Consider the following 13,822-nt stretch of genomic DNA (forward strand, 5'->3'; position numbering starts at 1 on the left):
AAGAACGGAGCACCATGGCACGCAAGTCGCTGGTCGGCGTCGTAGCTGACGAGCTGTTGGACCGCATCGTCGCGGGCGAATTTCCGCCGGGCACTGTGGTTCCCGGCGAACTCGAGTTGAGCGCAAAGCATGAGGTCAGCCGCATGACCGTGCGCGAGGCGATGAAAACCCTTGAGGCCCAGCGAATCCTGAGCGTCGAGCGTGGCCGAGGAACGTTCGTCAATCCCCTGAACCGCTGGGCTTCCCTTGAAGCGGTATTGCGTGCGGCTTCGGAAGGAAAGAACGACGCCGTAGCGGCCGTCCAGCTCATCGAGCTGCGGCGCATGCTCGAGACCGGCGCCTGCGAACTCGCCGCCTCACGGGTCTCCCCCGAGGAAATCGACCAGCTGCAGGTTCATGTGTCCGCCATGCAGAAAGCCCACGATTCCAACGATGTGAGCGCTTTCGTCGAGGCGGACCTCGGGTTCCACGATGTCATCCTGCATGCTTCCGGCAACGTGTTCGTGGCCGTGCTCTTCGAACCCCTGCATCGCGTCTTGGAAACCCGGCGCACCCAAACCTCGCAAATCCCCGACATCCAGCGGCACGCGATCGGACATCACCGGGCCATCCTGAAAGCCCTCGAAGCCGGAGACTCCCCCCGCGCCCGCGAGGCCATGGACGCGCACATGCAGCAGACCCTGGACGATCTTAAGACCTACGTCCTGGAGGCGTAAGTTCCCCGACGCCCGCTCACATGTACGGGCCATCCTTCCAACCCTCGCTCACATATACGGGCCAATCCCCCGACGCCCGCTCACATATACGGGCCATCCTTCCAACCCTCCTGCAGATCATCTGCAGGAGGGTTGCCGCCATTTGGCCTCATAGGTGAGCGAGCGTCCGCCGACAGCGCCTCAAAGGTGAGCGAGCGTGCGCCCGGGACAAGCCATAAGTGAGCGAGGGTCGGCCTGACACAAGCCAACCCCTGTTGCCCCGGCCCTGCGTCAGCTAGTCTGCTTTCACGGCCTGCCAGGCCCGCAGTTCAGGCATCAAGGACGATCATGAGGAGCAAGAATGGCTGACCACACATATAGCGTTTCCGAAATTGTTGGAACCTCGTCCGAGGGCGTCGACGCCGCCATCAAGAACGGGATTGCGGCTGCCAGCCAGACCCTCCGCAATCTCGACTGGTTCGAGGTCAAGGAAATCCGCGGCCACCTCAGCGAAGGTGCCGTTGCCGACTGGCAGGTAACCATCAAGCTTGGCTTCCGCCTGGAGCGTTAGGCCCTACAAAGACCAAACGACGATGGCCGTCAGCCTTTCTGTGGAAAGGCTGACGGCCATCAGTTGCGAGGCTGGACTTACCCGCGGGTCCAGACTTGGACGGGGTCACCGCCACAGAGGAGTCGCCGGCCACGGCCGGCAAATTCGATCCACAGGAATTCGTGGTCAGAGGAAACTTCGTCCACGAGCCCGGCGTCGAAGCCCCATTTGTCTTCGTGGATCCAGACGGTCTCGCCGCGGCTGAGTTCGGACCACTTTGACGGCGGCAGGTTCAGCGCCGCTCCGGCGGGCCGCTGGGCCGACGTCGTGAAGTGTCTTGGGCCCCAAGCCCCTAAGGTTTCGGGACTCATCGGGACTCAGCCGCCAGGTACTGGCGATGCCACACTGTTGCCACTCCATTGTGGGACGGGAAGACGTGGCCCTCGAAAAAGGTGTGCACGGCGTGCGGTTCGACTTCAGGGCTCCACTGACCGGATGCTGGGCAATGCGAGCCCGTGGATCCCGCGGACCCGGCGGTGGCTGCCCGTTCCCGCAGCAGCGCGATGCGTTTCATCGTTGAATTCCATCCTTGATATGCGAAAAGGTCTGGATTCAGCCTAGAACGCCATCCAAGGGCCACCCAATGGGCACATAGACAGAATCATGCCAATTCACTATGCAGCAGCACAGTGACATGAAGCACATTCTGCTGAAACCCCTCAGCCCTCGCTTGCCGCCTGCCGCTCAGAGAGCTCCGAGCTCGTCGCCGTTCCCGCACCAAGCGCCGTTCCCGCACCAAAGCTGCCCAGCAGCTTGAGCGCATCGTCCGACGGCGAACCCACTTTTGCGGAATAGACGCGCAGGACTTGGTCCGGGTCCTGCGGCAGTGCCAGATTCTCGAAGTTGAGCTCAACGTCCCCCACCGCGGGGTGATGCAAGCGGACAGTGCCGGCCGAACGGGCCGCCACCCGATGCCCTGCCCACCATTGCCGGAAGTGTTCGCTATTGACAGCGAGCTCGCCCACCAACTGGTTGGCTTGGGGATCGTCGGGGTGGCGTCCGGTGTCCGCCCGCAGGGATCCAGCAGCTTCCGCGGCCACGGTTTTCCAGTCCCGGAACAGTTCCCGGGCCTGGGGATCCAGGATCAGCCAACGCGTGAGATTTCGCTCGGCGGGAGGCATGGCGGGGAAATCGGCAAACAGTAAAACCGCCATGCGGTTGGCGCCAAGGACGTCGCTGCGTCGGCCGAGCAGGAGCGCGGGAACGTCGCCCACAGCGTCCAGGAGTTGGCGCAGCGCAGGCCGCACACGCGTAGTGGAAGCCGGTGCCTTGGCGCTCTCCGCACAGTGCTCAAGGAGGTCCATCATGTGCGTGTGCTCGCTTGAGTCCAGGCGAAGTGCCCGCGACACTGATTCAAGGACCGCCCGGGACGGATGGATGTGCCGGCCCTGTTCGAGGCGTGTGTAGTAGTCGGTGCTGACATCGGCCAAGCGGGCGATCTCTTCCCTGCGCAGCCCGGGGACGCGACGAGCGCTGGACGCTTCCGGCAACCCTGCATCCTCCGGCGACATCCGGGCACGCATGGCTTTGAGGAATCTTCCAAACTCGGCGCTTTGACCCATGCCCCCCATTCTTCCCTTCTGGAGGACCCGTTTCTACGGCCAAGGTAGGACTGCGAGTCCTAGGAAAAACAGGGGGCGTCAAAACTACTGATTGTTGTGCCGAAAGTGCATAGGCTCAAGAAAGCCGGCAAGGCAATCCACCCACCAAGACGAAAGGGCCGGACATGTCCAACGCTCAGAATTCAACCGTTCCCGGGCTCGTCCTGAACAACTCGGTCACCATCCCCCAGCTCGGCTTCGGCGTCTTCCAGGTCCCACCTGCCGAAACCCAGAAGGCCGTGGAGGACGCCCTTGAAGCCGGGTACAGGCACATCGACACAGCCGCGGCGTACCGGAACGAATCCGGCGTCGGTGCCGCGATCAAGGCTTCCGGCATCTCCCGGGAAGAACTCTTCATCACCACCAAGCTCCGCAACGGCGAACAAGGCCGGGCAGCGTCAGCGTTCAACCACAGCCGCCGCGAACTTGGCCTCGACGTCATAGACCTCTATTTGATCCACTGGCCGGTGCCGTCCCAGGGCTTGTTCGTGGACGCGTGGAAGGCACTGGAGAAGATCCATGCCGACGGCGGCGCCCGGGCAATCGGCGTCTCCAACTTCCTGCCGGATCACCTCGACACGCTCCTCGAGTTCGCCGACGTCGTACCTGCCGTCAACCAGATCGAACTGCACCCGACGTTCCAACAGCGAGAGCTGGCAGCGAAGAGCCGCTCGCACGGGATCGCCGTCGAGGCCTACAGCCCGCTGGGGCAGGGAGCGGACCTGGGGTCGGCTACGGTCACCGACTTGGCCGAAAAGCATGGTGCTACCCCGGCGCAGATCGTGCTGGCTTGGCACCTGGGAACCGGCAACATCGTCATCCCCAAGTCCGTTCACCCTGAACGGATCCGCCAGAACCTCGCAGCGGCGTCGTTGCAGCTCACCCCGGAGGAACTGGCGGCAATCAGCGCGCTCGACGCCGGTGCCCGCCTCGGCGCCGACCCCGCCGTCGCGTCCTTCAGCCAGATGTAAAAAGCTCACCAGGAACAAGACCCACCACAGCGTAAGGAACCTAACCATGCAGTACACGCACCTGGGCCGCTCCGGCCTCAGCGTCTCCCGCCTGTGCCTCGGAACCATGAACTTCGGCCCGCAGACGGAGGAATCCGCCGCCCATTCCATCATGGATTCCGCCCTGGACTCCGGCATCAACTTCTTCGACACCGCCAACGTCTACGGCGGCCACGACAACCGCGGCTGGACCGAGGAAATCATCGGCCGCTGGTTTGCCAAGGGCGGCGAGCGCCGCGAACGCGTCGTCCTGGCCACCAAGCTCTACGGCACAATGACGGACCGTCCCAACGAGTCCAAGCTGTCCGCCCTGAACATCCGGCGCGCGTTGGACGCCAGTCTGAAGCGACTGCAAACTGACTACATCGACGTCTACCAGTTCCACCACGTGGACCGGAACACGCCGTGGGACGAGATCTGGCAGGCTATCGAGGTTGCCGTCCAGCAGGGCAAAATCCTGTATTCCGGCAGCAGCAACTTCGCCGGCTGGCACATCGCCCAGGCCCAGGAGGCGGCTGCGCGGCGCAACTACAACGGACTCGTGAGCGAGCAGTCCATCTACAACCTGCTCACCCGCAACCTCGAGCTTGAAGTCATCCCGGCTGCGCAACAGTACGGCCTCGGGCTGATCCCGTGGTCGCCGCTGCACGGCGGTCTGTTGGGCGGGGTTCTGAAGAAAGAGCGCGACGGCGTCCGGCGCCTTGAGGGCCGCGCGGCCGAGACCCTCAAGAAGCACGAAGAGCAGATCCGCCAGTACGAGGACCTCGCCGACGACCTTGGCCACGAGCCCGGCGACGTGGGACTGGCTTGGTTGCTGCACCAGCCAGCCGTGACCGCACCGATCGTTGGCCCCCGCACCCAGGAGCAGTTGGACGCTGCCATCAGGGCTTTGGATGTCACCCTCGACGCCGACGCCCTCAAGCGGCTCGACGACATCTTCCCGGCCCACCGGACCGCACCGGAAGACTACGCGTGGTGACTTCAGCCCCCTTGCGCCTGCTGTTCATCGGCGGGACCGGGACCATCAGCGCGGCGGCGGCGAAGCTCGCCGTCGCGCTCGGTCACCGGCTCACGGTTCTCAACCGCGGACAGACCTCGGACAGGGCCCTACCGGCAGAAACCGAACTGCTCCGGGCCGATATCCGCAACGCCGCCGAGGTGTCGGAGGTACTGAACGGACGCGAGTTCGACGTCGTCGCGGACTTCATCTCTTTCACTCCGGAGCATGTCTCGGCAGCGATCGAGCTGTTCCGCGGCCGGACCGGTCAGTACATATTCATCAGCTCGGCGTCGGCCTACCAAAAGCCGCCCGCACACTTGCCGATCCTTGAGTCGACCCCGTTAAGAAACCCGTTCTGGAAGTACTCGCAGGACAAGATCGCGTGCGAGGACCTCCTCACCCAGGCCTACCGCGACGACGGATTCCCGGTCACCATAATCCGGCCGTCGCATACCTATGACCGCGCTCGAATCGCCTTGCTGGGCGGTTGGACGGACATCCATCGCATGCGGGAGGGGCTGCCGGTGATCGTCCACGGTGATGGTACCTCGCTATGGACCCTCACCCACGCGGACGACTTTGCGGTGGCCTTCGTGGGGCTCCTCGGCCGACCGCAGGCCGTGGGAGAAAGCTACACCATCACCTCGGACGAAGCGCTCCCCTGGGATCAGGTTTACCGGCTCTTCGCCACGGCTGCAGGGGTCCCGGAACCCGAACTGGTGCACATCGCCTCGGAGACCATTGCCGCGCACTCCCCGGAGCTTGGGCCCGGGCTTCTGGGGGACAGATCCCACTCCGTGGTCTTTGATAACACCAAGGTCAAAACCCTGGTGCCCTGGTACCGGGCAGAAATTCCGTTCGCCGCAGGCGCGCGGGAGATCGTCCGGTGGCATGATGAACATCCAAGCATCAAGCACGTGGACCAGGACTTCATGAAACTGAGCGACCAACTGGTCCAATGGGCACGGAGGCCGATCTAGTAATTGAGGCGATCTAGTAACTGAAAGGACAGGACCATGGCACTTGCTCCGACCGTCAGGCTCAATGACGGCAATGCCATTCCGCAGATCGGCCTCGGAACCTGGCCGCTCGACGACGCCGAGGTAGCCGCGGCGGTGGTGTCCGCCGTCGAACTTGGCTACCGGCATGTCGACACGGCCTACCGCTACGGAAACGAGGCCGGCGTCCGGCACGGCGTGCGGGACTGCGGCATCCCGCGCGAGGAACTGTTCATCACCACCAAGCTGGACGGAACCTACCAAGGCCGCGATCGTGCCGTTGACGGGCTTGAGGGCTCCCTCAAGCGCCTCGGCCTGGACTACGTGGACCTCTTGCTGATCCATTGGCCGCTCCCCCAACGGAACGAGTTCATCTCCACCTGGGAGACTTTCGAGCGGCTCCAGGCCGAGGGGAAGGCGCGATCGATCGGCGTGTCCAACTTCAAGCCCTCGCACCTTGAGCGGCTTCTGGAGGAGACCTCTGTGGTGCCGGCCGTCAACCAAATCCAGATCTCACCATCCGTCACGCGGATCGACGAGCGGGCCTTCAACGGCAACCACGGCATCGCAACGGAGTCATACAGCCCGTTGGGAGCCGGGCGGGATCTCCTGAACGCCCCCGTCCTGGCCACGATCGCGCGGAAACACGGAAAGACACCCGGGCAGATCGTGCTGCGCTGGCACGTCCAGGAAGGGCTTGTGGCCATCCCGAAGTCCGCCAATCCGCTGCGCATGAAGGAAAACCTGGACGTGTTCGGCTTTGCCTTGGACCATGAAGACATGTCGGCGATCGCCACGTTGGACGCTGGTGCCGACGCCGGCGTCGACTCGGACGTGCAAGGACACTGAGGCAGGGTTTACTCGGCGGGCAGCACTCCATCACCAACACTGAGGACGGCATGGCAGAGAACATCGATGGAACGCTCATCTGGGCGGGTTCGTACACGGCGGACAGCAACGGGCACGGAGCGGGCATTGGCGCCATTGCCGCCGGTGACGACGGAAGCCTTAGTTGGCTGGGCACCGCCGTCGAAGCGCCGTCGCCGTCGTTCCTTGCCGTTCATCCCACCCTGCCCGTGGTCTATGCAGTAGCCGAGGCCGCCCAGACGGTCCGCGCCTACCGACGGACGGGGCAGTTCAGCCTCGAGCCTCTGGGTGAGGCCTGGCCCGCAGGTGCTGCGGCCTGCCACGTCGCCGTGGACCCGGACGGCCGCTTCATCGTGGTTGCCTGTTGGGGTGACGGCAACGTTCTGCTCTATGGGCTCGACGACGACGGCGGCATCACCTCGCGCCTTGCCGCACCACCGGCGAAGGATCCACACGCGCGCGTCGACGGCGGCATCGACATCGCCACGGGCGGCCCCCGAGTGAGCCGCGCGCACGCGAGCCTCATGCTCAACGACGGCCGGATCATGACCACTGACCTCGGCTTCGACCTCGTGCGGGTGTGGAACTACTTCCCGGACACCGGTCTGCTCCCCGACCACCAAGTCACTCTCCCCATGGGCAGCGGCCCGCGGCACTTGGTCCAGCACCCCACCGCGGATGCCGTCTTCATCGTGACCGAGTACTCCATCGAAGTGGCGCTGCTACTCCCCGGTGCGGACGGCCGCTTTGTGCTCCACAGCCGCGGTCCTGCGACGGTCGGCGGCGCTTCCGACGGCGATGCAGCCGCCGAAATCGCACTGTCCCCGGACAATCGCTTCGTCTACGCGGGCATCCGCGGCTCCAACCGGATCTCGGTATTGGCCGTCGAAGGCAGCGGGACCCGGCTCCGACCTGTGGCCGACGTGCCCAGCGGGGGTGACTGGCCCCGCCACCACCTGGTCCGCGACGGCTGGCTCCACGTGGCGCACGAGCGTTCCAACCAAGCCACCACGTTTGCCCTGGACCCGGCGACTGGCATCCCGGGCGAGGTCCTGGACCAGTTGGAAACGTACTCGCCAACGGCTTTGGTCGCGGCGCTCTAACCGGCTAGTCCATGCGTGAGATCTCGCCCCTTTCGCGCCCCCAAAAAGGCGAGATCTCACGACTCGTTGGTGGTGGCTAGGCCCGCACAGCCTCGTCAACCGCGGCCAGCAAGGAATTGAACCGCGGGTTCGCGTCGAGGTCATCAATCAGCACCGCACGGCCGAGCTCGTCGGCCAGTGGCACTTGCCAGTTGGGGTAGACCTCGGAGGTCGTGCCCGGCTGATTCTGCACCCTCCGCTCCCCCACGGCATCCACCAACGCAACGCCCAACAACACTGACGGTGCCTGTGCCAGCAGCCGATGCAACGCCTCGATGACCTGTTCCTCGCCAAGCGTCGGAGCGTCGTTGCCGTCGCCGCCGCCGTCGGGAGGCAGCAGGCCGCGTTCGCGCAGCAACCCCATCATCTTGTCCAAGGTGGCCTCGTGCTCGGCCCGTTCCTCGGCCACGCTTCGTTCAAGCAAGCCCAGTTGACCCCGGAGTTCCACGTGGTCGCCGGCGAGATACCCGGCGGTCGGCGGCAGATCATGGGTGTTGACGCTCGCGAGGGCCTGCGTTCGGTACAGTTCGGGCGGCAGGGGCAAGTCGCCGTCGTACTCGAACCACAGGATCGATGTGCCCAAGATGCCGCGCACCGCAAGGTAGTCCCGTACCCAGGGTTCGAAGACGCCCAGGTCCTCGCCGATCACCACTGCGCCCGCGCGGTGCGCTTCCAAGGCGAGGATGCCGATGAGGGCCTCGTGGTCGTAGCGGACGTAGGCGCCGTCGCGAGCGGAGTTGCCAGCGGGCACCCACCACAAGCGGAACAGCCCAAGGATGTGGTCCACACGGATGCCGCCAGCGTGGCGAAGGACGGTGGAGAGCATCGCGCGCAAAGGCACGTAGCCCGCCTCGGCCAAACGGACTGGGTGCCACGGCGGCTGGTTCCAGTTCTGGCCGAGCTGGTTGTACATGTCCGGCGGTGCACCCACGCTGACACCGGGCGCGAAGCTGCTGCGCAACGTCCAGGCGTCGGCGCTGCTGAGGTCCGCCCCGACGGCGAGATCGTGGACCACTCCCAGCCGCATGCCGGAACGCTTCGCCGCAGCCTGGGCCGACTCAAGCTGCTCATCACAGATCCAATGAAGCCAACGGTGGAAACCAATCCGATCGGCCAAAGCCTGGCGCATCGACTCAACTTTGGGCGAGCCGAGGGTGGCCGTGGGGTCCTGCCAGAAGGGGTCGTCCGGCGACCGGTCCTCGCGGATGGCGCACCAAAGCGCGAAATCGTCCAAGCCCGGGCCGGCCTCGCGACAGAATACCTCGAAGGCGCGCTGCCGGGCCGGAGAAAGCTTGACCGTGTGAAGGAGTTCCAAGGCAGCGAGCTTGGCGGCGAAGATCTGGTCCCGGTCCAGCCGTTCCGCGTCCTTGTTGAGCGCATGGACGTGATCCAACAGCCGGTCCAACGTTGCCCGTTTCCGGGGCTTCACATATGCCAATTCGGGAATGGCTTCCACGCGGATGTAGAGCGGGTTGAAGAATCGCCTGGTTGACGGAGAATACGGGGACGCTTGGACCGGCGGCACAGGATCCGCAGCATGCAGGGGATTGACCAGCACGTAGTCGGCCCCACGTGCGCCGGCCAAAGACGCCAAATCGGCCAAGTCCGTGAAGTCTCCGATGCCCCACGAGCGCTTGGAGCGCACGGAGTACAGTTGCGTGGCGAGTCCCCAGCCGCGCCGTTCCTGGAGCTGTGCCGCCGTCTGCAGTTTGGCCGGAACCACCGCGAGCGTGGCGGTGGCCATGACGCCGTCGGACTCGGCGGTGAGCGAATGCCAACCGAGCGGCAAACCGGCCGGCACCTCAAACGTGGCACGGCCGGTGGGCACGCTATCTACGTCACGCGGCGGCGCCCAGTCCTCCTGTTGGGCGGCCGCGAGTTCCGTTCCATCCTCCAACCGGATCGTCAGGCGCGCCGGTGAACCGTCACGCACATGCACGTGCACAGCCGCCGTCGTTCCCTCTTGGACGACGACGGCGGGCGGCAGCATCCGCCGCCATGGCGCCAGTTCGGCCTCCACAAGGGCCGCCTCGATCTGGGCGCTGGAATCCGCAGCTACTCCCAAGGCGCCCAGTACTTGGATCAGCGTGGTTGGCGAAACGTTGTGCTGCAGCCCGTCCCAGCCGTGGAAAGATGTCCCGACGCCATGAGCGTCGGCGAGCCGGTGAAGCAGTTCTTCGTCGGTGGCGGCGTCCAGGTTCCCCGTTGTTGGCTGGGTTACGGTGTCCTGCTGGATGGGAGTGTTGGTCATGTCCGCCTCGTCTGCAATGTGATTCGTCCGAAGGTGCATACCGCCCCACGTGCAACACGAGTGAGGCAACTGGTTCCGATTATTGCAGGGTGGCCGGGGCCGTCGCAGTTATTCCGGCAGCATGACGCCCCAACCCGAACGCCCTCTCATATGATCTGAGTGAGGGTCCCCGGAAAGGCCCATATAAGTGAGAGAGCGTCAGGAACCCCGAACGCTCGCTCACATATGGGCCCCAGACCCGAACGCTCGCTCGCATATAGGCCGCCAGACCCGAACGCTCGCTCACATACGCCTGAGCGCAGCGTGGTACATCATTGAGCTATGGACGCCGTAGACGCGCTCAACGAAACCGCCTTCTGGCTGGAACGGGAACTCGCGGACAGCTTCAAAGTCCAGGCGTTTCGCCGAGCTGCCGACGTCATCGCTGGTTTGAGCCAAGAGGAACTGGCTGCCCGGGCCAAGGATGGCCGCCTCAAGCGGACCAAGGGAATTGGCAGCCGGACTTTCGAGGTGATCAGCCAAGCCCTGGGTGGCATGGTTCCGGACTACCTTGAGAACCTCCGCCGCCGCGGCGCCGAGCCCTTGGTTAACGGTGGACGCAAGCTGCATGCCGAGCTTCGCGGCGATCTGCACAGCCATAGCAACTGGTCGGATGGCGGCTCGCCGATCAAAGTTATGGCCGACGCGGCCCGTATACTCGGCCGGGAATATATCGCCTTGACCGATCACTCCCCCAACCTCGCCATCGCCAACGGTCTCAGCCCGGAGCGTTTGATGGAGCAACTCGCGGTTGTGGACGGGATCAACGACGGATACGGACAGGATCCCGGCTTTCGGCTGCTGGCCGGCATCGAAGTGGACATCCTTGAAGACGGCGAGTTGGACCAGTCCGTGGAACTGCTGAGCCAACTAGACGTTGTGGTTGCCAGCGTCCACTCGAAGCTCCGATCCGACAAACGGTCCATGACACGCCGGATGCTCGCCGCCATCGAAAACCCGCACACGAACGTCCTTGGCCATTGCACCGGCAGATTGGTCAAGGGATCACGCGGAACAAGGCCCCCATCGGAGTTCGACGCCGAAAAGGTGTTCGCGTCGTGTGCGGAGTACTCAGTCGCCGTCGAAATCAATTCGAGGCCGGAACGCCAGGACCCGCCGGATGAATTGATTCGGATTGCCCTCGATGCTGGCTGCCTTTTCAGCATCGACAGTGACGCGCATGCCCCTGGCCAGCTCGATTTCCTGCAATACGGAGCGGAGCGGGCAGAAGCCAACGGTGTACCCGCCGATCGGATCATCACGACGTGGCCGTTGGATCGGCTTCTTGAGTGGTTCCCGCCCAACTAACCGCGCCGGCACCATCAGCGGCGTCGCGCCGCGCACATCCGTACAGCCGCAACCACCCACACGACGGCGAACACCCCGATCAGCAGCAGCCCGGCGTCGCCGAGGTCTATTTCGCCCAGCCACGTGGTGACAGGATCAGTCAGGCCGAAGGCCGCGTTCAGGAAACCGCCCAGCGTGATGACCGAGACCTCGCCGCCAGCCTGGGCGGCACGGTACAGCTGTGCGGTGCGAAGGAAAGCCGAGCCGTTGAAGATGCCCATAGCCAGGAGGAAGAGCCCCGAGACTCCGCTGCCGATCAACCCCAGCACCAAGTGTCCGGTGGTGCCGTCCTCCATGAGTTGGCCCACCAAGCTGGCGCCGCCAATCACCATCACGCCGGCCAGGATCACCACGGAGCTGTGGCCCAGCAAATCCGACGCTCACGGGGTCTTTGCGCTGTGCCACGAACTTCCGCGTGGAATTGTCGATCGCGGCGATGTGGTCCCAGTCGTAGCTGTGCTTAATGCCGGCCACATAGGCGGTCAGTAAGAGCCCCAGCGCGAGCGGTTGCCCGCCGTCGGAGCCACCCACCAGCAGGAGCACGACGGCGGCAAGGTGCAGGAGGACAACGGAGCCGAACATGAACGCGAGCCGCGACTTCATCGGGAGATGCTCGCGCCGGCGGTACATCGAGGCGAACTCCGCGAGTGACAAATCAGTACTTCCTTAGGTTCAGCGGCGCCCTGCCGTACCAGCGTTCGCGCAAAAGGCCGGTACAGGCACCAAGCAATCGATTCAGTTCCTCAGTGCTGCTCGAGAGGGACCGAAGGACCAATCCGGTTGTGCCCGCAATGGTTCGCGTCAGCGACAACCCGGAGTACGCGTCATACCCTGCGGTCAACCGGTGCAGTTCATCGGCGAGCGCCTGATCAACCCGCGGATCCACCAGAATGAGCGAACCCAGGTGGCTGTAGCCTTCCATGAAGCCCATTCCCGTCACATCGCCGAGGGACGGCCGGATCAGGAGGTTGTCCAGCGCAAGCAGCCCCGTGCCGTCGTCGCTCTCCACCCGGATTTCGTTCCGGAGCCGGAGTTCCCGGTACTTGAAAGAAGCGCCGTCCGGCGACCAGCCGGGGGTGATGACTTCAGCCATGATAAGGCTCGACGTCGGATGGACAGTGATGTGCGTATTCTGCCGATAGCTGGCCTCCCGATAGGCGATGAGCTGGTCCGGAGCCAACTCCAGTTCCGCACCGTCCCCCAGACGGATAGTCATCCGCTGCTCCGCAAATGACCCGGGCGTCCGATAAATCTTCGTGGCCGATTGCGTCGTCAAAAGCAAGGACGCCCCGGCCTCCACCTCCACCTCCACGACATAGAGATCCGCCCCCAAATACGCCCCGCCAGGATTGACCACGACATAACAAACCTGTCCGGACCCATCCAAGTAATGCGGCCTCAACACCCGCAAGGCACCCTGATGAAACTGCTGCACGGCCACGGAACGCTGAGCACGGAGGGCGACCCGAAGGCTGAGCTCTCCTCGCGGCGAGTTAGTCGAAGAGGCGGCGAAGCCGGATTTGGGGGCCGCGGCGTGGCGGGCATCGCGAAGCGGGCACGGCCCCAAATCCGGCGGAGCCGCCGGAGGTGACCCGTCCCCCGGAGAGAGCTCAGCCGCCGTCGCCGTCGTGCTCATTGCGCCAGGTCGAGCATCAGGACGTCGTGCCGCATCCATGCGATGACCTTGTCGAGCCCTTCGTCGGTTTTGAGGTTGGTGAAGCAGAAGGGTTTGTCGCCGCGGAATTCCTTGGAGTCCCGCTCCATCACGGAGAGGTCGGCCCCAACGAACGGTGCGAGGTCGGTCTTATTGATGATGAAGAGGTCCGATTTGATCATGCCTTGGCCTGCTTTGCGGGGGATTTTCTCTCCCTGGGCCACGTCGATGATGTAGATCGAGAAGTCCACGAGTTCGGGGCTGAACGTGGCGGAGAGATTGTCGCCGCCGGATTCCACGAAGATGACCTGGAGGTCCGGGTGGCGTTTCTTGAGTTCTTCGATGGCCGCCGTGTTCATGGACGTGTCTTCGCGGATGGCGGTGTGCGGGCAGCCGCCGGTTTCGACGCCGATGATGCGGTCCTCGGGCAGGACGCCGTTGGCAGCGAGGATCTTGGCGTCTTCGATCGTATAGATGTCGTTGGTGATGGCGGCCATGGAGATTTCCCGGCTCATATGGCGGGTCAGGCGCTCCACGAGCTGCGTTTTGCCGGCTCCAACCGGGCCGCCGATGCCGATCTTAATGGGTTCAGACATGTGTCCTCCTGT

At 64.3% G+C, this 13,822-nt stretch carries 14 protein-coding genes and 1 pseudogene; 8 read left to right on the forward strand and 7 right to left on the reverse strand.

Annotation, left to right across the window (positions count from 1 at the left end; translation table 11 throughout):
- The first annotated feature begins 14 nt into the window (after nucleotides 1-14).
- Nucleotides 15-716 carry a FadR/GntR family transcriptional regulator gene (locus AC3ANQ_RS22555; RefSeq protein WP_488303105.1) on the forward strand — a complete coding sequence of 234 codons (702 nt, stop codon included), beginning with the start codon at nucleotides 15-17 and terminating at the stop codon, nucleotides 714-716.
- Nucleotides 717-1,056: 340 nt separating this feature from the next.
- Entirely contained in the window at nucleotides 1,057-1,266 is a 210-nt protein-coding gene (locus AC3ANQ_RS22560; protein ID WP_184740694.1) for a dodecin, read from the forward strand.
- Nucleotides 1,267-1,343: 77 nt separating this feature from the next.
- Here AC3ANQ_RS22560 and AC3ANQ_RS22565 read toward each other — a convergent pair whose 3' ends face one another.
- The 3 genes from AC3ANQ_RS22565 to AC3ANQ_RS22575 all read right to left on the reverse strand — a co-directional run bounded on the left by AC3ANQ_RS22565 (nucleotide 1,344) and on the right by AC3ANQ_RS22575 (nucleotide 2,867).
- Nucleotides 1,344-1,616 carry a hypothetical protein gene (locus AC3ANQ_RS22565; RefSeq protein WP_488303106.1) on the reverse strand — a complete coding sequence of 91 codons (273 nt, stop codon included), beginning with the start codon at nucleotides 1,614-1,616 and terminating at the stop codon, nucleotides 1,344-1,346.
- Nucleotides 1,613-1,819, reverse strand: a complete 207-nt coding sequence (locus AC3ANQ_RS22570) for a hypothetical protein (RefSeq protein ID WP_488303107.1) — start codon at nucleotides 1,817-1,819, stop codon at nucleotides 1,613-1,615. The genes AC3ANQ_RS22565 and AC3ANQ_RS22570 overlap by 4 nt, the downstream gene beginning before the upstream one ends.
- Before the next feature lie 145 nt (nucleotides 1,820-1,964).
- A complete protein-coding gene (locus tag AC3ANQ_RS22575) occupies nucleotides 1,965-2,867 on the reverse strand; it encodes a helix-turn-helix transcriptional regulator (protein WP_488303108.1) in 903 nt (300 codons plus the stop codon).
- A gap of 164 nt (nucleotides 2,868-3,031) precedes the next feature.
- Between AC3ANQ_RS22575 and AC3ANQ_RS22580 the strand changes: the two genes are divergently transcribed.
- The 5 genes from AC3ANQ_RS22580 to AC3ANQ_RS22600 are packed head-to-tail and all read left to right on the forward strand — an operon-like array spanning nucleotide 3,032 to nucleotide 7,884.
- Entirely contained in the window at nucleotides 3,032-3,877 is an 846-nt protein-coding gene (locus tag AC3ANQ_RS22580; protein WP_488303109.1) for an aldo/keto reductase, read from the forward strand.
- A 46-nt stretch (nucleotides 3,878-3,923) separates the two neighbouring features.
- Complete coding sequence (locus AC3ANQ_RS22585; protein ID WP_488303110.1) at nucleotides 3,924-4,895, forward strand: aldo/keto reductase; 972 nt, start codon at nucleotides 3,924-3,926, stop codon at nucleotides 4,893-4,895.
- The gene (locus AC3ANQ_RS22590) at nucleotides 4,892-5,896 is read left to right on the forward strand and encodes an SDR family oxidoreductase (RefSeq protein ID WP_488303111.1); all 1,005 of its coding nucleotides are present in this window, start codon (nucleotides 4,892-4,894) and stop codon (nucleotides 5,894-5,896) included. The genes AC3ANQ_RS22585 and AC3ANQ_RS22590 overlap by 4 nt, the downstream gene beginning before the upstream one ends.
- 36 nt (nucleotides 5,897-5,932) lie before the next feature.
- Complete coding sequence (locus AC3ANQ_RS22595; RefSeq protein WP_488303112.1) at nucleotides 5,933-6,763, forward strand: aldo/keto reductase; 831 nt, start codon at nucleotides 5,933-5,935, stop codon at nucleotides 6,761-6,763.
- A gap of 50 nt (nucleotides 6,764-6,813) precedes the next feature.
- A complete protein-coding gene (locus tag AC3ANQ_RS22600; RefSeq protein ID WP_488303113.1) occupies nucleotides 6,814-7,884 on the forward strand; it encodes a lactonase family protein in 1,071 nt (356 codons plus the stop codon).
- A gap of 76 nt (nucleotides 7,885-7,960) precedes the next feature.
- On the opposite strand, the gene malQ is transcribed toward AC3ANQ_RS22600, so the two are convergent.
- Nucleotides 7,961-10,174 (reverse strand): 4-alpha-glucanotransferase, encoded by a 2,214-nt coding sequence (malQ, locus tag AC3ANQ_RS22605; RefSeq protein WP_488303114.1) that lies wholly within the window; start codon nucleotides 10,172-10,174, stop codon nucleotides 7,961-7,963.
- A 321-nt stretch (nucleotides 10,175-10,495) separates the two neighbouring features.
- On the opposite strand from malQ, the gene AC3ANQ_RS22610 reads away from it, so the two are divergent.
- Nucleotides 10,496-11,521 (forward strand): PHP domain-containing protein, encoded by a 1,026-nt coding sequence (locus tag AC3ANQ_RS22610; RefSeq protein WP_488303115.1) that lies wholly within the window; start codon nucleotides 10,496-10,498, stop codon nucleotides 11,519-11,521.
- 14 nt (nucleotides 11,522-11,535) lie between these two features.
- Here the strand turns inward: AC3ANQ_RS22610 and AC3ANQ_RS22615 are convergent.
- The 3 genes and pseudogenes from AC3ANQ_RS22615 to ureG form a co-directional block, all read right to left on the reverse strand.
- Nucleotides 11,536-12,190 (reverse strand): annotated as a pseudogene (locus tag AC3ANQ_RS22615) (HoxN/HupN/NixA family nickel/cobalt transporter).
- 25 nt (nucleotides 12,191-12,215) lie between these two features.
- A complete protein-coding gene (locus tag AC3ANQ_RS22620; RefSeq protein ID WP_488303116.1) occupies nucleotides 12,216-13,196 on the reverse strand; it encodes an urease accessory protein UreD in 981 nt (326 codons plus the stop codon).
- On the reverse strand, nucleotides 13,193-13,810 hold the full coding sequence (gene ureG, locus AC3ANQ_RS22625) for an urease accessory protein UreG (RefSeq protein ID WP_488303117.1): 618 nt from the start codon (nucleotides 13,808-13,810) through the stop codon (nucleotides 13,193-13,195). Before ureG ends, AC3ANQ_RS22620 begins: the two co-directional genes overlap by 4 nt.
- Nucleotides 13,811-13,822 lie beyond the last annotated feature (12 nt).

The sequence above is a fragment of the Arthrobacter sp. DMZ02-1R genome (assembly GCF_057747935.1).

Excerpts from the sequence above, each read along its gene's own strand:
- AC3ANQ_RS22555 (WP_488303105.1), top strand. The coding sequence starts at position 15 with ATGGCACGCAAGTCGCTGGTCGGCGTCGTAGCTGACGAGCTGTTGGAC.
- AC3ANQ_RS22560 (WP_184740694.1), top strand. The coding sequence starts at position 1,057 with ATGGCTGACCACACATATAGCGTTTCCGAAATTGTTGGAACCTCGTCC.
- AC3ANQ_RS22565 (WP_488303106.1), bottom strand. The coding sequence starts at position 1,616 with ATGAGTCCCGAAACCTTAGGGGCTTGGGGCCCAAGACACTTCACGACG.
- AC3ANQ_RS22570 (WP_488303107.1), bottom strand. The coding sequence starts at position 1,819 with ATGAAACGCATCGCGCTGCTGCGGGAACGGGCAGCCACCGCCGGGTCC.
- AC3ANQ_RS22575 (WP_488303108.1), bottom strand. The coding sequence starts at position 2,867 with ATGGGTCAAAGCGCCGAGTTTGGAAGATTCCTCAAAGCCATGCGTGCC.
- AC3ANQ_RS22580 (WP_488303109.1), top strand. The coding sequence starts at position 3,032 with ATGTCCAACGCTCAGAATTCAACCGTTCCCGGGCTCGTCCTGAACAAC.
- AC3ANQ_RS22585 (WP_488303110.1), top strand. The coding sequence starts at position 3,924 with ATGCAGTACACGCACCTGGGCCGCTCCGGCCTCAGCGTCTCCCGCCTG.
- AC3ANQ_RS22595 (WP_488303112.1), top strand. The coding sequence starts at position 5,933 with ATGGCACTTGCTCCGACCGTCAGGCTCAATGACGGCAATGCCATTCCG.
- AC3ANQ_RS22600 (WP_488303113.1), top strand. The coding sequence starts at position 6,814 with ATGGCAGAGAACATCGATGGAACGCTCATCTGGGCGGGTTCGTACACG.
- malQ (WP_488303114.1), bottom strand. The coding sequence starts at position 10,174 with ATGACCAACACTCCCATCCAGCAGGACACCGTAACCCAGCCAACAACG.
- AC3ANQ_RS22610 (WP_488303115.1), top strand. The coding sequence starts at position 10,496 with ATGGACGCCGTAGACGCGCTCAACGAAACCGCCTTCTGGCTGGAACGG.
- AC3ANQ_RS22620 (WP_488303116.1), bottom strand. The coding sequence starts at position 13,196 with ATGAGCACGACGGCGACGGCGGCTGAGCTCTCTCCGGGGGACGGGTCA.
- ureG (WP_488303117.1), bottom strand. The coding sequence starts at position 13,810 with ATGTCTGAACCCATTAAGATCGGCATCGGCGGCCCGGTTGGAGCCGGC.